This is a genomic window from Streptomyces sp. NPDC001507 (assembly GCF_042894765.1).
GTDB lineage: Bacteria > Actinomycetota > Actinomycetes > Streptomycetales > Streptomycetaceae > Streptomyces.
This window is the reverse complement of record NZ_JBIAVV010000015.1, coordinates 107,981-125,157: the sequence shown is the minus strand read 5'-3', so window position 1 is coordinate 125,157 and position 17,177 is coordinate 107,981. Positions and strand designations below refer to the sequence as shown.

General features: G+C 70.6%; 16 protein-coding genes. 13 read left to right on the top strand and 3 right to left on the bottom strand.

Annotated features, from left to right (window positions below; genetic code table 11):
* The 3 genes from ACFY0K_RS40130 (at position 1) to ACFY0K_RS40120 (ending at position 2,916) form a co-directional block, all read left to right on the top strand.
* Positions 1-1,251 (top strand): sensor histidine kinase, encoded by a 1,251-nt coding sequence (locus ACFY0K_RS40130; RefSeq protein WP_390644119.1) that lies wholly within the window; start codon positions 1-3, stop codon positions 1,249-1,251.
* A gap of 401 nt (positions 1,252-1,652) precedes the next feature.
* A complete protein-coding gene (locus tag ACFY0K_RS40125) occupies positions 1,653-1,949 on the top strand; it encodes a DUF4193 domain-containing protein (protein WP_003997302.1) in 297 nt (98 codons plus the stop codon).
* A gap of 13 nt (positions 1,950-1,962) precedes the next feature.
* Positions 1,963-2,916, top strand: a complete 954-nt coding sequence (locus ACFY0K_RS40120) for a hypothetical protein (protein ID WP_390644015.1) — start codon at positions 1,963-1,965, stop codon at positions 2,914-2,916.
* Positions 2,917-3,012: 96 nt separating this feature from the next.
* Here ACFY0K_RS40120 and ACFY0K_RS40115 read toward each other — a convergent pair whose 3' ends face one another.
* A complete protein-coding gene (locus ACFY0K_RS40115) occupies positions 3,013-3,480 on the bottom strand; it encodes a DUF3093 domain-containing protein (RefSeq protein ID WP_390644014.1) in 468 nt (155 codons plus the stop codon).
* A gap of 58 nt (positions 3,481-3,538) precedes the next feature.
* Between ACFY0K_RS40115 and ACFY0K_RS40110 the strand changes: the two genes are divergently transcribed.
* The 8 genes from ACFY0K_RS40110 (at position 3,539) to ACFY0K_RS40075 (ending at position 11,482) form a co-directional block, all read left to right on the top strand.
* Entirely contained in the window at positions 3,539-4,129 is a 591-nt protein-coding gene (locus ACFY0K_RS40110; RefSeq protein ID WP_390644013.1) for a PaaI family thioesterase, read from the top strand.
* Positions 4,126-4,707, top strand: a complete 582-nt coding sequence (dut, locus tag ACFY0K_RS40105; protein WP_390644012.1) for a dUTP diphosphatase — start codon at positions 4,126-4,128, stop codon at positions 4,705-4,707. Before ACFY0K_RS40110 ends, dut begins: the two co-directional genes overlap by 4 nt.
* Before the next feature lies 1 nt (position 4,708).
* Entirely contained in the window at positions 4,709-5,473 is a 765-nt protein-coding gene (locus ACFY0K_RS40100; protein WP_390644011.1) for a DUF3710 domain-containing protein, read from the top strand.
* A gap of 198 nt (positions 5,474-5,671) precedes the next feature.
* On the top strand, positions 5,672-6,841 hold the full coding sequence (locus tag ACFY0K_RS40095; protein WP_390644010.1) for an alginate lyase family protein: 1,170 nt from the start codon (positions 5,672-5,674) through the stop codon (positions 6,839-6,841).
* 151 nt (positions 6,842-6,992) lie between these two features.
* Positions 6,993-9,551, top strand: coding sequence for an ATP-binding protein (locus tag ACFY0K_RS40090; protein WP_390644009.1), 2,559 nt, complete (start codon positions 6,993-6,995; stop codon positions 9,549-9,551).
* The gene (locus ACFY0K_RS40085; protein WP_351960178.1) at positions 9,548-10,261 is read left to right on the top strand and encodes a response regulator; all 714 of its coding nucleotides are present in this window, start codon (positions 9,548-9,550) and stop codon (positions 10,259-10,261) included. The genes ACFY0K_RS40090 and ACFY0K_RS40085 overlap by 4 nt, the downstream gene beginning before the upstream one ends.
* Before the next feature lie 60 nt (positions 10,262-10,321).
* Positions 10,322-10,720 carry an OB-fold nucleic acid binding domain-containing protein gene (locus tag ACFY0K_RS40080; protein ID WP_390644008.1) on the top strand — a complete coding sequence of 133 codons (399 nt, stop codon included), beginning with the start codon at positions 10,322-10,324 and terminating at the stop codon, positions 10,718-10,720.
* 3 nt (positions 10,721-10,723) lie between these two features.
* Positions 10,724-11,482 carry a DUF3159 domain-containing protein gene (locus ACFY0K_RS40075; RefSeq protein WP_390644007.1) on the top strand — a complete coding sequence of 253 codons (759 nt, stop codon included), beginning with the start codon at positions 10,724-10,726 and terminating at the stop codon, positions 11,480-11,482.
* Between the two features lie 106 nt (positions 11,483-11,588).
* On the opposite strand, the gene ACFY0K_RS40070 is transcribed toward ACFY0K_RS40075, so the two are convergent.
* Together ACFY0K_RS40070 and ACFY0K_RS40065 are read right to left on the bottom strand one after the other, a co-directional pair.
* On the bottom strand, positions 11,589-12,260 hold the full coding sequence (locus tag ACFY0K_RS40070; RefSeq protein ID WP_351491936.1) for a TrkA family potassium uptake protein: 672 nt from the start codon (positions 12,258-12,260) through the stop codon (positions 11,589-11,591).
* The gene (locus ACFY0K_RS40065; RefSeq protein WP_293992737.1) at positions 12,260-12,931 is read right to left on the bottom strand and encodes a TrkA family potassium uptake protein; all 672 of its coding nucleotides are present in this window, start codon (positions 12,929-12,931) and stop codon (positions 12,260-12,262) included. Before ACFY0K_RS40065 ends, ACFY0K_RS40070 begins: the two co-directional genes overlap by 1 nt.
* A gap of 363 nt (positions 12,932-13,294) precedes the next feature.
* On the opposite strand from ACFY0K_RS40065, the gene ACFY0K_RS40060 reads away from it, so the two are divergent.
* Positions 13,295-15,340 (top strand): APC family permease, encoded by a 2,046-nt coding sequence (locus tag ACFY0K_RS40060; RefSeq protein WP_382729579.1) that lies wholly within the window; start codon positions 13,295-13,297, stop codon positions 15,338-15,340.
* 151 nt (positions 15,341-15,491) lie between these two features.
* Positions 15,492-16,820 (top strand): class I SAM-dependent RNA methyltransferase, encoded by a 1,329-nt coding sequence (locus tag ACFY0K_RS40055; RefSeq protein WP_390644006.1) that lies wholly within the window; start codon positions 15,492-15,494, stop codon positions 16,818-16,820.
* The last annotated feature ends 357 nt before the right edge of the window (positions 16,821-17,177 follow it).

Here is a 17,177-nt window from a genome sequence, read left to right as displayed (position 1 = left end):
GTGGCCACCACCCCCGCACCCCCACAGGCACCACCCAAGCCCACCTGGGACCCGAGAAGGCCGCAGCCGGTCCTGCCGTGGCTGCGCCCGACCATCCGGATACGGCTCACGCTGCTGTACGGCGGCATGTTCCTGATCGCCGGCATCCTGCTGCTCTCGATCATCTACCTGCTGGCCGCCCAGGCCATCAGCACCGGCAACCAGCCATTCTTCAAGATCATCGATGGCACGAACATCCGGGTCTCCAGCGACAACTGCCCGGCGATCACCGGGACCAACAACCTGCAGATCTCGGACTTCAACGCCGCGATCGCCCAGTGCGTGGACCGCCAGCGCCAGGCGGCCCTGGACAACCTGCTCAGCCGCTCGCTCCTCGCCCTGCTGGGCCTGGCGGTGATCGCCTTCGCGTTCGGCTACGCGATGGCCGGCCGGGTGCTCTCCCCGCTCGGCCGGATCACCCGCACCGCCCGAGCGGTGGCCGGCTCGGACCTGTCCCGCCGGATCGAGCTGGACGGCCCGGACGACGAGCTCAAGGAGCTCGCGGACACCTTCGACGACATGCTGGAGCGGCTGCAGCGGGCCTTCACCGCCCAGCAGCGCTTCGTCGGCAACGCCTCGCACGAGCTGCGCACACCCCTGGCGATCAACCGCACGCTCCTGGAGGTGCACCTCTCGGACCCCGGCGCACCCGTGGAGCTGCAGCAGCTCGGCAAGACGCTGCTGGCCACCAACGAGCGCAGCGAGCAGCTCGTGGAGGGCCTGCTGCTGCTCGCCCGCAGCGACAACCAGATCGTCGAGCGCAAACCGGTCGACCTGGCCGAGGTGGCCTCCCAGGCCGTCGACCAGGTGCGCGCCGAGGCGGAGGCCAAGGGCGTGACGGTCCGGGGCGTACAGAAACCGGCCGTGGTCCAGGGCAACGGCGTGCTCTTGGAGCGGATTGCCCTGAACCTGCTGCAGAACGCGGTGCGCTACAACGTGCCCGAGGACGGCTGGGTCGAGGTCAACACCGAGATCCAGCACGGGCAGGCGGTGCTGTACGTCGCGAACACCGGGCCGGTGGTCCCGGCGTACGAGATCGACAACCTCTTCGAGCCCTTCAGGCGGCTCCGTACCGAGCGGACGGGCAGTGACAAGGGGGTGGGCCTCGGCCTGTCCATCGTGCGGTCCGTGGCGCGGGCGCACGGCGGGCACATCGTGGCCCAGCCCCGGGAGGGCGGTGGACTCGTGATGCGGGTCACGTTGCCGGTCTGACGCCGTTACAAGATCGCGACACACGCGGGGGGTGTTCGCTTTGCGCTGAAATTTCCAGCGGCGTGGCACATTCCCCTCTGTGTGATCGATCACAAGGGCGGATTTCCGGCCATCTACTGTCCGTGATCATGGGCAGGGGAATAAAGCCGGGAAAATCCCTGTTTTCAGGGGTCTTGATCACGGGAAGTACAGGGTGAGGCGCCTTTGAAGTGCCTCGACAGGACCGTGTACGGTCCCCATCGCCATTCAACCCGATCACTCTCGAGGGATCCGGTTGGGTGTCGATTGAGTAACAGACCTTGATGTGAGGCAAAATCTCCGCCTCGGGTCGGGCACAAGTCCGGCCTCTCACGCGTTACGTGCGCTGGAGACACCGCAGACACCCAGAGGGGGAGAGCGACATGGCAACCGATTACGACACTCCACGCAAGACCGACGACGACGTCGACTCGGACAGCCTTGAAGAGCTGAAGGCCAGGCGGAACGACAAGTCAACGTCCTCGGTGGACGTCGACGAGTTCGAGGCTGCCGAAGGCCTGGAGCTGCCCGGCGCGGACCTCTCGAACGAGGAGCTGGCCGTCCGGGTGCTGCCCAAGCAGCAGGACGAGTTCACCTGCATGAGCTGCTTCCTGGTGCACCACCGCAGCCAGCTGGCCCGGGAGAAGAACGGTCAGCCGATCTGCCGCGACTGCGACTGAGGGCGGGTCGGGCATGACTGGCTCGACCCCACCTCGGAAGCGCCGCTTCCCGCTCCCGGGAGCGGACTCTGGGCCGTCCGGCGGCCCACGCGCGCGTGATGACGAGCGGGGCTCTCCCGGCGCGGGAGCCTCGCTCGAACCGGCGGCCGGCCGGGGTGACCTCCCGGCACCGGCGGACAGCCCCGCGCCCGTCGCACGGGTGGGGGTCCCCCCGCTCGAGCGAAGTCGAGAGCGGGGGAGGGCCGCGGCCATCCGGGACAGGGCCGTGGACATGGCCCGGGAAGGGGCCCGTAAGGGCGGCAGCCGCGCGAAAGCGGGGCTGGCGTACCTCGCGGACCGGATCATCGAGATCGCCCCTCGTGTCCCCGTACGGGACCTCGAGACCCTGCGCCGGCAGTTCCCGGACCTCGGGCCCGAACAGCTCGCCGACAAGCTGGTGGCGGGCGCGGCGGGCGCGACCTCGGCGGTCGGGGCCGGGGTCGGGGCGGCGGCGATGCTGCCGGTGCCGCCGGCGATGCCGACCGAGCTGGCCGCGGAGATCACCGGGGTCGCGGCGATCGAGCTGAAGATGATCGCCGAGCTCCACGAGGTGTACGGCGTGCGGCCGCCGGGGAACCTGAAGGCCCGCAGCACCGCGTATCTGTCCTCCTGGTCGGGGGAGCGCGGGATCGACGTGATGAAGCCGTCGACGTTCAACAACGCCCTCGGCGGGCAGATGAAGCGCGAGCTGCGCCAGCAGATCATGAAGCGGATGGTGCGCGACCTGCCCAACCTGATGCCGTTCATGGTGGGCGCCGCGGTGGGGGCGGTCATGAACCGCCGGGACACCAGAAAGCTCGCCGCGCGGATCCGGGCGGACCTGAGGAAGATCCAGGTGCCCTGGGAGGAACTGCCGGAGCTGCCGCCGCTGGAGAAGCCGGCTGAGCCGCTGCCGATCGCCGAACTGCCGGAGGACTTCGGCGGCTGACCAGGCCGACCGGTCTCAGCGGGCCGCGGAGCGGGTCCGGCGAAGCCCGTTGCGGCTCGGCAGGATCGCGGCACCCCGGCGGCGCGCCTGGCGCGCCTACGCCTTCGTGCTGCTCTTCGCCGCCTCGATCGCCGCCGCCAGGGCCTCCGGCTCCCGGGTCGACAGGTACAGGTACGGGGTCGGGTCTTCCGGGTCCGTGACCTCCACCCGGAGGGCCCGCGGGATGTAGGAGCGCAGCAGCAGGAAGGCGCGCACGTCCGCCTTGTACGTGCGCCAGGCGCGCGCCTCGTCCGGCTCCAGGATCTCCGCCGGGCCCAGGGCAGACACGGGGATCTTCGCCTCGCCCGCGATCAGCGAGTCACCGACGACCCGGATCCGCGGCGAGCCGTACGAACTGGCCACCACCGCTGCCGCGGCGGTGCCGCCGACCAGGCCGCCCAGCATCGGCAGGGTGCCGAACGGCAGCAGGATCAGGGCGAACGAGACGCCGACCAGGAAGCTGATGAACCACCAGGACCGGGGAGCGGTGAGGCGTTCTTCGTACGGTGTGGCGGAGAGCTGCATGGAGCCAAGCTTGGCACGGTGTCCGGATTCACTGGACGCGCGGGTAAGGTCTGCGGCTGTGAGTGGTAGTTCCGCAGCTCTTCAGCCTCCTGCCAGTGCCCGGAAACCGGAGCGGCACCCCGACGCGCCCGCGCCCGGCGAGCTCATCGGTGCACACTACGAACACTGTTTCGGCTGTGGGCACGGGCAGTCCCAGTCCCACGGGCTGCACCTGGAGGTACGGGCCGGCGAGGGCGTCTCCCTCACCGCCGAGTTCACCGTGCGCCCCGCCCACCAGGGCGCCCCGGGCCTCGCGCACGGCGGGGTGCTCGCCACCGCACTGGACGAGACGCTGGGCTCGCTCAACTGGCTGCTGCGGAAGATCGCCGTGACGGGACGGCTGGAGACCGACTTCGTACGGCCCGTCCCCGTGGGCACCACGCTCCACCTGGCGGCCGAGGTGGTCGCCGTGGCCGGCCGGAAGATCTACTCGACCGCCACCGGACGCGTGGACGGCCCCACGGGCCCCGTCGCCGTCCGTGCCGACGCCCTCTTCGTCGAGGTCCCGGTCGAACACTTCGTCGACCACGGCCGCACGGAAGAGATCCAGGCCGCCATGAAGGACCCGGACCAGGCCCGGCGCGCCCGCGCCTTCGAGGTGAATCCGTGAACCCTGCAGAATTCCTGACCCCGGCCCGCTCGGTGGCCCCGCTCGGCGTCCTCGTCCGCCGCGTCGACCCTGACGTACCGCTTCCGGCGTACGAGCACCCGGGTGACGCGGGAGCCGATCTGCGCACCACCGAGGCGTGCGAGCTGAGGCCCGGGGAACGGGCCGTACTGCCCACGGGGGTGTCGATCGCCCTCCCGGAGGGGTACGCGGCCTTCGTGCACCCTCGTTCGGGGCTCGCCGCCCGGTGCGGTGTGGCCCTCGTGAACGCCCCGGGGACGATTGATGCCGGGTACCGTGGGGAGATCAAGGTGATCGTGGTGAATCTCGACCCGCGCGAGGCGGTGCGGTTCGAGCGCTTCGACCGGATCGCCCAACTGGTCGTCCAGCAGGTCGAGAGGGTCCGCTTCCACGAGGTGGCGGAACTTCCCGGCTCGGCGCGGGCCGAGGGGGGCTTCGGGTCCACCGGCGGTCATGCCGCGGTGGGCGATGTGAGCGGCACAAGCGGTCAGGCCGCCGAGGGCGGTCGGACGGGTGGGAATCGATACGCTTCGGTCGTATCCGACCGGGAAGGACAGTGACGTGTTCGGACGTCGCAACAAGAAGGGTGCCGCCGAGGACGCGGCCGGCGAGGCCGAGCAGGTCGTCGACAGCGTCGACACCGAGGCGGACGAGGAAGCGGAGGGCGAGCGCGAGCGCGTTCGTCTGGAGCCGGAGCCCCGGCCCGACGGGCCGTGGGACGACACTGAGGTGCGCGAGCCCGGCGAGGGCCGGGTGGACCTGGGCGGTCTGTTCGTGCCCGGCGTGGACGGCATGGAGCTCCGGGTCGAGGTCGCGGGCGACGCGATCGTCGCGGCGACCGTCGTACTGCGCGACAGCGCCATCCAGCTGCAGGCCTTCGCCGCCCCCAAGCGCGAGGGCATCTGGGGTGAGGTCCGCGAGGAGATCGCGACCGGCATCACCCAGCAGGGCGGCATCGTCGACGAGGTCGAGGGTCCGCTGGGCTGGGAGCTGCGCGCCCAGGTGCCGGTGCAGCTGCCGGACGGCACGGGCGGCTTCCAGGTCGTGCGGTTCGTCGGCGTGGACGGTCCGCGCTGGTTCCTGCGCGGGGTGATCTCCGGGCAGGGTGCGGTGCAGCCGCAGGCGGCCGGCCTCCTGGAGCAGATCTTCCGGGACACCGTCGTGGTCCGCGGCGAGGGCCCGATGGCGCCCCGCGACCCGATCGTCCTGAAGCTGCCCAACGACGCCCAGATGGTCCCCGAGGGCGTCCAGCAGGAGGAGTCCTCGCGCTTCTCCGGCGGCATGGGCCAGCTCCAGCGCGGACCGGAGATCACCGAGGTCCGCTAGCGGAGCCGAGAGCGACAGGGCCGTACCCCGCACCCGGGGTGCGGCCCTTTCACATGCGCGGATGCCGCGGTGTGAACGGCTGCCGCTTACTTCACACCTTGACGGAAGTCTGGTCCGTACCTACGGTCTCGGGTCAACGCCTATGTTCACAGAGGCGCTCCAGGTTCACCTACGTGAACATACGAGAACGGAGTCGCTGTGCGTCGCATCCCCCTGCTCGCGGCCGTGGGAGCCCTGCTCCTTGGCGTCTTCGCGGCCCCCGCCGCCCACTCCGCCCCGAGCACCTTCGTGCACCCCGGGGTCACCGTCTCCAAGGCCCAGCTGGACTTCGCCCGCACCGAGGTGCTGGCCGGCGCCCAGCCCTGGAAGGCGGCCTACGACCAGATGATGGCGAGCAAGTACGCCGACCTGAACCGCACCCCCACACCCTGGGCCACGGTCGAGTGCGGCTCGTACTCGAACCCCAACTACGGCTGCACCGACGAGCGCGAGGACGCGATCGCCGCCTACACCGACGCCCTCGCCTGGTACATCACCAAGGACGCGCGCTACGCCCAGAAGGCCATCCAGATCATGGACGCCTGGTCGGCCACCATCACCAGTCACACCAACAGCAACGCGCCACTCCAGACGGGCTGGGCCGGCTCCTCCTGGCCCAAGGCCGCCGAGATCATCAGGTACACGTACACCGGCACCTGGACGAACGAGGCCCGCTTCGCCACCATGCTGCGCAACGTCTACCTCCCCACCGTGATCAAGGGCTCCAACTCCAACGGCAACTGGGAGCTGTCGATGATGGAGGCCGCCGTCGGCATCTCCGTCTTCCTGGAGGACAAGACCTCGTACGACACGGCCATGGCGAAGTTCCGCACCCGCACCGCCGCCTACGTCTACCTGGCCTCCGACGGGTCGGTGCCGAAGACGGTGCCCAGTCAGAACCTGGACACCACCGCGAAGATCGTCTCCTACTGGCAGGGCCAGTCCACCTTCGTCACCGGCCTCACCCAGGAGACCTGCCGGGACTTCACCCACACCGGGTACGGCATCTCCGCGATCTCGCACGTCGCCGAGACCAGCCGGATCCAGGGCCAGGACCTGTACGGCACGGACGTCGGCGAGCGGCTGCGGCAGGCGCTCGGCTTCCAGGCCAAGTACCAGCTGGGCACCGCCGTCCCCAGCTGGCTCTGCGGCGGCTCCCTGAACCTGGGGCTCGGGCCCGTCACCGAGGTCGGCTACAACGCGCTCCACAACCGCCTCGGCATCGCCATGACCAACACCCAGACGCTCACCCAGAACAACCGCCCCGCAGGCACCAACAATCTCTTCGTGGCCTGGGAGACCCTCACCCACGGCGACAACCCCAACTGAGCCGCCGGTACGGGCGCCGGAGCCGCGGCACCGGCGCCCATCAGGGTTGCGTCAAAGATGCCCGCTGCCGGGCCCCCTGCACCATTCGCCGGGATTGTTGGCCGTAAGGTCGACGCTGCGTTGACGGCAGTTGCAGGAAGACAATAGGACCATGGCACGCGGCAAGCTTCGGATCTATCTCGGTGCGGCACCGGGCGTGGGCAAGACCTACGCCATGCTCTCCGAGGCGCACCGGCGGGTGGAGCGGGGCACCGACTGCGTGGTCGCCTTCGTCGAGCACCACGAACGGCAGCGCACCGAGGTGATGCTGCACGGCCTGGAGCAGATCCGGCGCAGGGAACTGGACTACCGGGGCGCCGTGTTCACGGAGATGGACGTGGACGCCGTACTGCGCCGGGCCCCCGCCGTCGCCCTGGTGGACGAGCTCGCCCACACCAACGTCCCCGGCTCCCGCAACGCCAAGCGCTGGCAGGACGTGGAAGAACTGCTGGCCGCCGGGATCGACGTGATCTCGACCGTCAACATTCAGCACCTCGAATCGCTCGGCGACGTCGTCGAGTCCATCACCGGCGTGCGCCAGCGCGAGACGGTGCCCGACGAGGTGGTACGGCGCGCGGACCAGATAGAGCTGGTCGACATGTCGCCCCAGGCGCTGCGCCGGCGCATGGCGCACGGCAACATCTACAAGTCCGACAAGGTCGACGCGGCCCTGTCCAACTACTTCCGGCCGGGCAACCTCACCGCCCTGCGCGAACTGGCCCTGCTGTGGGTGGCCGACCGGGTCGACGAGTACCTGAAGCAGTACCGCAACGAGCACCAGGTCTCGGCGATCTGGGGCTCCCGGGAGCGGATCGTCGTCGGGCTCACCGGCGGACCGGAGGGGCGGACCCTGATCCGACGGGCCGCACGGCTCGCCGAGAAGGGCGCGGGCGGCGAGGTGCTCGCCGTCTACATCTCCCGAAGCGACGGCCTGACGTCCGCCTCCCCGAAGGAACTCGCCGTCCAGCGCACCCTGGTCGAGGACCTGGGCGGCACCTTCCACCACGTCGTCGGCGAGGACATCCCCGCGGCCCTGCTCGACTTCGCACGCGGCGTCAACGCCACCCAGATCGTCCTCGGCTCCTCCCGCCGCAAGGCCTGGCAGTACGTCCTCGGACCCGGCGTCGGCGCCACCGTCGCCCGCGAGTCGGGACCCGACCTGGACGTCCACATCGTCACCCACGGCGAGGCCGGCAAAGGCCGCGGACTGCCGGTGGCCCGGGGCGCCCGGCTCGGCCGCGGCCGGATCATCGCGGGCTGGCTGGTCGGACTGGCCGGCCCGGCCGTCATGGCGGTGCTGCTCAACACCGTCGACCTCGGCCTCGCCAACGACATGCTGCTGTTCCTGACCCTCACGGTCGCGGCCGCGCTGCTCGGCGGGCTCTTCCCGGCGCTCGCCTCGGCGGCCTTCGGGTCGCTGCTGCTGAACTACTTCTACACCCCGCCCCTGCACCGGCTGACCATCGCCGACCCGAAGAACATCGTGGCCATCGTGATCTTCTTCGGGGTCGCGCTGTCCGTCGCCTCGGTCGTGGACCTCGCGGCCCGCCGCACCCACCAGGCGGCCCGGCTGCGCGCCGAGTCGGAGATCCTCTCCTTCCTCGCCGGCAACGTGCTGAGAGGGGAGACGAGCCTGGAAGAGCTCCTTGAGCGGGTTCGCGAGACCTTCGGCATGGAGTCCGCCGCCCTCCTGGAGCGGGCGAGCGACGTCGAGCCGTGGAGCTGCGCCGGGCGCGCCGGCTTCGGACCCGCCCTGGAGCGGCCCGAGGACGGCGACGTCGACATGCCCATAGGCGACCACATGGCCCTCGCGCTGACCGGCCGGGTGCTGCCCGCCGAGGACCGCCGGGTGCTGGCCGCCTTCGCCGCCCAGGCGGTCGTCGTCCTGGACCGCAGGCGCCTCCAGGAGGAGGCCGAGCAGGCCCGCACGCTCGCCGAGGGCAACCGGATCCGTACCGCCCTGCTCGCCGCCGTCAGCCACGACCTGCGCACCCCGCTGGCCGGCATCAAGGCTGCGGTCACCTCGCTGCGCTCGGACGACGTGGACTGGTCCGAGGAGGACCGGGCCGAGCTCCTCGAAGGCATCGAGGAGGGCGCCGACCGCCTTGACCACCTCGTCGGCAACCTGCTCGACATGTCCCGCCTGCAGACCGGCACCGTCACCCCGATCGTCCACGAGACCGACCTCGACGAGGTGGTCCCGATGGCGCTGGTCGGCGTGCCGGACGGCAGCGTGGACCTGGACGTCCCCGAGACCCTGCCGATGGTCGAGGCCGACGCCGGGCTCCTGGAGCGGTCGGTGGCCAACCTGGTCGAGAACGCCGTCAAGTACAGCCCGCCCGACCGGCCCGTGCTGGTCTCCGCCAGCGCCATCGCGGACCGGGTGGAGGTGCGGATCGTGGACCGCGGGCCCGGTGTGCCCGACGAGGCCAAGGAGCGCATATTCGAGCCCTTCCAGCGCTACGGTGACGCTCCGCGCGGCGCCGGGGTCGGGCTCGGGCTCGCGGTCGCCCGGGGCTTCGCGGAGGCGATGGGCGGCACCCTGAACGCGGAGGACACGCCCGGCGGCGGGCTCACCATGGTCCTCAGCCTCCGCGCGGCAGGATCGGTCACCGCAGCGGCGCAGGCCGTGGCAGAACCCCTGGCAGAACCGGAAAGGCAGGCCTCATGACCCGTGTGCTCGTGGTCGACGACGAGCCGCAGATCGTGCGCGCCCTCGTGATCAACCTCAAGGCGCGCAAGTACGAGGTCGACGCGGCCCCCGACGGCCGTACCGCCCTCGAACTGGCCGCCTCCCGCCACCCCGACGTGGTCGTCCTCGACCTCGGCCTGCCCGACATGGACGGCGTCGAGGTGATCAAGGGGCTGCGCGGCTGGACCCGGGTGCCGATCCTGGTCCTCTCCGCCCGGCACTCCTCCGACGAGAAGGTCGAGGCGCTCGACGCGGGCGCCGACGACTACGTCACCAAGCCCTTCGGCATGGACGAGCTGCTGGCCCGGCTGCGGGCCGCGGTACGCCGGGCCGAGCCCGTCGCCGGGGGCGGCGAGGACGACGTCCTGGTGGAGACCGAGGGGTTCACCGTCGACCTGGCCGCGAAGAAGGTAAACCGGGCGGGCCGGGACGTCCGGCTCACCCCGACCGAGTGGCACCTCCTGGAGGTGCTGGTCCGCAACACCGGCCGCCTGGTCAGCCAGAAGCAGCTGCTGCAGGAGGTGTGGGGGCCGTCGTACGGGACGGAGACCAACTACCTGCGCGTGTACATGGCACAGCTGCGCAGGAAGCTGGAGGCGGATCCCTCGCACCCGAAGCACTTCATCACGGAACCCGGGATGGGGTACCGGTTCGAGAGACAGGACGGATCGGGGCGGTTCGGAGAGTGAGGCGGATCGCGAAGTGAGCTGGACTACGGCGGTGTCGGTGTGCCCCGGTACGCTTCACACATGAGTGCTGTTCCTCGTTCCGAGAAGCCGGCCGGCCGGTTCCGGCGCATGCTCGACCGGCTCTCCACGTCCCAGGAGGACCTGGAGTCGGAGGAGCTGCGCGAGGACGCCGACACCGCGGGCTGCATCCGGATCGGCGACTGCCACGACCGGCAGATCGTCACCGTAACTGGTACCTTGCGCACGGTCACCCTGCGGCCGCGCGCCGGAGTCCCGGCCCTGGAGGCCGAGCTGTTCGACGGCTCGGCCGCGCTGGACGTGGTGTGGCTCGGCAGGCGTTCCATCGTCGGCATAGAACCGGGACGCAGGCTGATCGCATCGGGCCGGATCTCGCTGAGCCGGGGCCGCCGGGTGCTGTTCAATCCCAAGTACGAACTGAGACCCCTCGGTAGGGAGTAGCCGGTGACGTCGCTCGACAAGCCGACCGAAGAAACGCAGGCGGAGGACGCCCCGCAGCAAGACGCGCGGGCGGTGACCGAGGCCGCGCTCTTCGAGGCGTTCGGCGGTGTCCGGGGCATGGTCGAGACGGTCCTGCCCGGCCTGCTCTTCGTCACGATCTTCACCGTCAACAAGGACCTGCACTGGTCGGCGATCGCCGCCCTCGCGGTCTCCGTGGTGCTGGTCGTGGTCCGCCTCGCCATGCGGGACACCGTCAAGCACGCCTTCAGCGGTGTCTTCGGGGTCGCCTTCGGTGTCGTCTTCGCGATGATGACCGGCAACGCCAAGGACTTCTACCTCCCCGGCATGCTCTACACCCTGGGCCTGGCGCTGGCGTACATCGTCACGACCCTGTGCGGGGTCCCGCTGATCGGCCTGATCCTCGGCCCGGTCTTCAAGGAGAACCTCTCCTGGCGCACCCGCAACCCCGGCCGCAAGAAGGCGTACGCCAAGGCCAGCTGGGCGTGGGGCCTGATCCTGCTCGCCAAGTGCGCGATCCTCTTCCCGCTGTACTGGTGGGCCAACACCGCCCAGCTCGGCTGGGTCCTGGTCGCCCTCAAGATCCCGCCGTTCCTGCTCGCGGTCTGGCTCACCTGGGTCTTCCTGGCGAAGGCACCGGCGCCGATCGACGTGTTCGCGGAGATGGAGGCGGCGGAGAAGGCGGCCGAGGAAAAGCAGACCGCGGCTGAGGCCGCGGGTGCGCGGCACCGCCGCGAGGGGTGACCGTCCCCCGGGGCTCCGCCCCCGGACCCCCGAGACCTCGCCCGCCCACCACCCGACTCGGTGAGTCGAGAGGTGGGCGGGTTCGTTCTTGTCCGCGTCAGCTGCGTCAGCTGTCCTCGCGCCGTACCGACAGCAGGTCCTCCAGCTGCTCCTCGCGGGCCTGGGCCGCCACGAACAGCAGCTCGTCGCCGGCTTCCAGGGAGTCCTCCTTGGACGGGGTGAGGACCCGGGTGCCGCGGATGATCGTGACCAGCGAGGTGTCCTCGGGCCACTCCACGTCGCCGACCTGGGTGCCGGCCAGCGCCGACTCCTCGGGCAGCGTCAGCTCGACCAGGTTCGCGTCGCCGTGGCTGAAGCGCAGCAGCCGGACCAGGTCGCCGACCGACACCGCCTCCTCCACCAGCGCCGACATCAGGCGCGGCGTCGAGACGGCGACGTCCACGCCCCAGGCCTCGTTGAACAGCCACTCGTTCTTCGGGTTGTTGACCCGTGCGACGACGCGCGGCACGCCGTACTCCGTCTTCGCGAGCAGCGAGACGACCAGGTTCACCTTGTCGTCGCCGGTCGCGGCGATCACGACGTTGCAGCGCTGCAGCGCCGCCTCGTCGAGGGAGGTGATCTCGCAGGCGTCGGCCAGCAGCCACTCCGCCTGCGGGACCCGCTCCACCGAGATGGCGGTCGGGGCCTTGTCGATCAGCAGCACCTCGTGGCCGTTCTCCAGCAGCTCGCCCGCGATGGAGCGGCCGACGGCACCGGCCCCGGCAATGGCGACCCTCATCAGTGACCGCCCTCCTCTTCCGGACCCCCCGCGAAGGCGGCCTCGACCTTGTCGACGTCGTCCGTCCGCATCATCACGTGCACCAGGTCGCCCTCCTGGAGGACCGTCTGCGAGGTCGGCAGCATCGCCTCGCCCAGCCGGGTCAGGAACGCGACCCGGACCCCGGTCTCCTCCTGGAGCCTGCTGATCTTGTGCCCCACCCACTTCGGGGAGGCGTGCACCTCGGCGAGCTGGACCCCGCCGGTGGGGTCGCGCCACAGCGGCTCGGCGCCCGAGGGCAGCAGCCGGCGCAGCATCTGGTCGGCGGTCCAGCGGACCGTGGCGACGGTCGGGATGCCGAGGCGCTGGTAGACCTCGGCGCGCCGGGGGTCGTAGATCCGGGCGGCGACGTTCTCCACCCCGAACATCTCGCGGGCTACGCGCGCGGAGATGATGTTCGAGTTGTCGCCGCTGGAGACGGCGGCGAAGGCACCGGCCTCCTCGATGCCCGCCTCGCGCAGGGTGTCCTGGTCGAAGCCGACTCCGGTGACCCTGCGGCCCCCGAATCCGGGGCCCAGCCTGCGGAAGGCGGTGGGGTCCTGGTCGATCACGGCGACCGTGTGCCCCTGTTGCTCCAGGGTCTGGGCGAGAGCGGAACCCACTCTGCCGCAGCCCATGATGACGATGTGCACGACCGTCCTTCCGGTGTTCAAAAGTTACTGCTCAGCCCCATCAGGTTCTCAGACCGAGGCCCAAGCTACACACGCACCGTCCCGGCCGGGCACCCCTGTGCCGCGCTCATCGCCGAGTGATGCTGCGCACGCTCCAGGCGGTGAGGATTCCGAGGCCGAGGAGGGTGACCGTGGCGCCGATCAGCTCTGCGGTCGCGGGCATGGGACCTCCGAGGTGCGAAGACAGGCGGGATCTGCCATCTAGGCACGGATCGGGCGTAAGCTGCGGAATCCGCAGTTCCAGCCGTCACCTTTTTCACTCGGGAGGCAGATCCCGTACTGCGGCTGGAGACCTGGCAGGTGGAAGGCCTACGATCCTCTCTCGTGTCCAAACTGACCGACGTGCCCAAACGGATTCTGATCGGGCGCGCTCTGCGCAGTGACCGGCTGGGCGAAACGCTCCTGCCGAAGCGCATCGCCCTCCCCGTCTTCGCATCCGACCCGCTGTCCTCCGTCGCCTACGCGCCGGGGGAGGTCCTGCTGGTCCTGTCCATCGCGGGCGTGTCGGCGTACCACTTCAGCCCCTGGATCGCGGTCGCGGTCGTCGTGCTGATGTTCACGGTGGTCGCCTCCTACCGGCAGAACGTGCACGCCTACCCGAGCGGCGGCGGCGACTACGAGGTCGCCACCACCAACCTCGGCCCCAAGGCGGGCCTGACCGTCGCGAGCGCGCTGCTCGTCGACTACGTCCTCACCGTCGCCGTCTCCATCGCCTCCGGCATCGAGAACCTCGGCTCCGCGGTCCCCTTCGTGGTCGAGCACAAGGTGCTCTGCGCGGTCACCGTGATCGTGCTGCTGACGCTGATGAACCTGCGCGGCGTGAAGGAGTCCGGCAAGCTCTTCGCGATCCCGACGTACGTGTTCGTCGGCGGCGTCTTCATCATGATCGCGTGGGGTGCGTTCCGGGGGCTGGTCCTCGGCGACACGATGCGCGCCCCGACCGCGGACTACCACATCAGGGCGGAACACCAGGGCCTGGCCGGCTTCGCCCTCGTCTTCCTCCTCCTGCGGGCCTTCTCCTCCGGCTGTGCCGCGCTCACCGGTGTCGAGGCCATCTCCAACGGCGTCCCGGCCTTCCGCAAGCCGAAGTCGAAGAACGCGGCGACCACGCTGGCCATGATGGGCCTGCTGGCCGTCACCATGTTCTGCGGGATCATCGCGCTGGCCATGGTCACCAAGGTCCGCATGGCCGAGAACCCGGCCACCGACCTGCTCCACAACGGCGTCGCGATCGGCTCCGGCTACGTCCAGAACCCGGTGATCTCCCAGGTCGCCGAGGCCGTCTTCGGCAAGGGCAGCTTCCTGTTCGTCGTGCTCGCCGCGGCCACCGCCCTCGTCCTCTTCCTGGCCGCGAACACCGCGTACAACGGTTTCCCGCTCCTCGGCTCGATCCTCGCCCAGGACCGCTACCTGCCGCGCCAGCTGCACACCCGCGGCGACCGCCTCGCCTTCTCCAACGGCATCGTGCTGCTTGCCGGTGCAGCCGCCCTCCTCACGGTCATCTACGGCGCTGACTCGACCCGGCTGATCCAGCTGTACATCGTCGGCGTGTTCGTCTCCTTCACGCTCAGCCAGACCGGCATGGTCCGGCACTGGAACCGCCACCTGGCGGTGGAGAAGGACCCGGCCAAGCGCAGCCACATGATCCGCTCCCGCGCGATCAACGCGTTCGGTGCCTTCTTCACCGGCCTGGTGCTGGTCGTCGTCCTGGTCACGAAGTTCACCCACGGCGCCTGGGTGGCGCTGCTCGGCATGTGCATCTTCTACGCCACGATGACCGCGATCCGTAAGCACTACGACCGCGTCTCCGAGGAGATCTCGGCCCCCGAGGAGCCCGACGACGACCTGGTACGACCGTCCCGGGTCCACTCGGTGGTGCTGATCTCGAAGATCCACCGCCCGACCCTCCGCGCCCTCGCCTACGCCAAGCTGATGCGCTCGGACACCCTGGAGGCGCTCACCGTCAACGTCGACCCGGCCGAGACCAAGGCGCTGCGCGAGGAATGGGAGCGGCGCGGGATAGACGTACCGCTGAAGGTCCTCGACTCGCCGTACCGCGAGATCACCCGGCCGATCATCGAGTACGTCAAGGGCCTGCGCGCCCAGTCGCCGCGGGACGCGGTCTCCGTGATCATCCCGGAGTACGTCGTCGGCCACTGGTACGAGCACATCCTGCACAACCAGAGCGCGCTGCGGCTCAAGGGCCGGCTGCTGTTCACGCCCGGCGTGATGGTGACGTCGGTGCCCTACCAGCTGGCGTCCTCGGAGGCGGCCAGGAACCGGGCCCGCAAGCGGCAGGAGTGGAACGCGCCCGGCGCGGTCCGGCGCGGTCCCGCGGAGCACCGGCCCAAGGAGCACAGCGGAGGCTGAGCGGGGCAGGGGCACGGCGGAGGCCGGGCGGGGCAGGGCACGGCGGAGGCCGGGCGGGACCGGGGAGTGCCGGCGACCCCGTAGACTGGTGGGCTGTCGTCGGCCCCCGCCCGGGCCGTTTCCCTCCCCCTTGATCTGGAGTCACCCCGCCATGCAGGCAGAACCGAAGAAGTCGCTGGTGGGGACGGAGTACGAGGTCGAGGTCGGCCCGGTCGCGCACGGCGGGCACTGCATCGCCAGGACCGCCGAGGGCCAGGTGCTGTTCGTCCGGCACGCGCTGCCCGGCGAGCGGGTCGTGGCCAAGGTGACCGAGGGCGAGGAAGGCGCCCGCTTCCTGCGCGCGGACGCGGTGGACATCCTGGACGCCTCCAAGGACCGGGTGCCGGCCCCCTGCCCCTACGCCGGCCCCGGACGCTGCGGCGGCTGCGACTGGCAGCACGCAAAGCCGGGCGCCCAGCGCCGCCTCAAGGGCGAGGTGATCGCCGAACAGCTCCAGCGGCTCGCGGGTCTCACTCCCGAGGAGGCCGGCTGGGACGGCACGGTGATGCCCGCCGAGGGCGACAAGCTGCCGGCGGGCGAGGTGCCGCAGTGGCGGACCCGCGTGCAGTACGCCGTCGACGCCGACGGCAACGCCGGACTGCGCCGGCACCGCTCGCACGAGGTGGAGCCGATCGAGCACTGCATGATCGCGGCGCCGGGCGTCAGCGAGCTGGGCATCGAGGAGCGTGACTGGTCGGGCATGGCCGCGGTGGAGGCGATCGCCGCGACCGGCTCCCAGGACCGCATGGTCATCCTGGAGCCGCGCCCGGGCGCCCGCCTCCCCCTCGTCGAACTCGACCGCCCGGTCTCGGTCATGCGGGTCGACGAGCACGACGGCGGCATCCACCGCGTCCACGGCCGCGCCTTCGTCCGCGAACGCGCCGACGGCCGCACCCACCGGGTCGGCAGCGGCGGCTTCTGGCAGGTCCACCCGAAGGCGGCGGACACCCTGGTCACAGCGGTCATGCAGGGCCTCCTCCCGCGCAAGGGCGAGATGGCGCTGGACCTCTACTGCGGCGTCGGCCTCTTCGCCGGCGCCCTCGCCGACCGCCTCGGCGAGAAGGGCGCGGTCCTCGGCATCGAGTCCGGCAAGCGCGCGGTGGAGGACGCCCGCCACAACCTGGCCGACTTCCCCCGGGTCCGCGTCGAGCAGGGCAAGGTCGAGTCGGTCCTGCCGCGCACCGGCATCACGGAGGTCGACCTCATCGTCCTCGACCCGCCCCGCGCGGGCGCGGGCCGCCAGACGGTGGCCCACCTGTCGTCCCTCGGCGCCCGCCGCATCGCCTACGTAGCCTGCGACCCGGCGGCCCTCGCCCGCGACCTGGCGTACTTCCGGGACGGGGGGTACCGGGTACGGACGCTGCGGGCGTTCGATCTGTTTCCGATGACGCATCACGTGGAGTGCGTTGCGATTCTTGAGCCCGCAGCAAAGGCCATCTGACCTGCGGTTTTCCTGATCTCGCAGGAACCGGGCAGGTCGCATCGACCTGTTTCGGTGGGTGCACGATGTGGAGACTCACCGCAACCTCCTCAGCCGCCGCTGACCTGGTGTTCCACCCGTCATGCGAAGGCAGCTGATCCGGCTCGGACGGCCCGGCCTCGCGTCTGGGCACGTGGTCTTGACGCTCGATCGACGCTCGTTCTGACGGCTGGTCAGTGAGGCTGCCGCCGGACGAGCCGGACGCGCTGTGGGGGTCCGCGGGGCAGATACAGGTACGCCGATCACCCGACCAGGACCGGACTGCGCCCACGATCGCCGCCATCTGGGAAACCCGCCCCTGACACACAAGGCGACCAG

What these genes read in the sequence shown, in the direction of transcription:
- ACFY0K_RS40125 (WP_003997302.1), top strand. Translation starts at nt 1,653, where the DNA reads ATGGCAACCGATTACGACACTCCACGCAAGACCGACGACGACGTCGAC.
- ACFY0K_RS40120 (WP_390644015.1), top strand. Translation starts at nt 1,963, where the DNA reads ATGACTGGCTCGACCCCACCTCGGAAGCGCCGCTTCCCGCTCCCGGGA.
- ACFY0K_RS40115 (WP_390644014.1), bottom strand. Translation starts at nt 3,480, where the DNA reads ATGCAGCTCTCCGCCACACCGTACGAAGAACGCCTCACCGCTCCCCGG.
- ACFY0K_RS40090 (WP_390644009.1), top strand. Translation starts at nt 6,993, where the DNA reads ATGGCACGCGGCAAGCTTCGGATCTATCTCGGTGCGGCACCGGGCGTG.
- ACFY0K_RS40085 (WP_351960178.1), top strand. Translation starts at nt 9,548, where the DNA reads ATGACCCGTGTGCTCGTGGTCGACGACGAGCCGCAGATCGTGCGCGCC.
- ACFY0K_RS40080 (WP_390644008.1), top strand. Translation starts at nt 10,322, where the DNA reads ATGAGTGCTGTTCCTCGTTCCGAGAAGCCGGCCGGCCGGTTCCGGCGC.
- ACFY0K_RS40070 (WP_351491936.1), bottom strand. Translation starts at nt 12,260, where the DNA reads ATGAGGGTCGCCATTGCCGGGGCCGGTGCCGTCGGCCGCTCCATCGCG.
- ACFY0K_RS40055 (WP_390644006.1), top strand. Translation starts at nt 15,492, where the DNA reads ATGCAGGCAGAACCGAAGAAGTCGCTGGTGGGGACGGAGTACGAGGTC.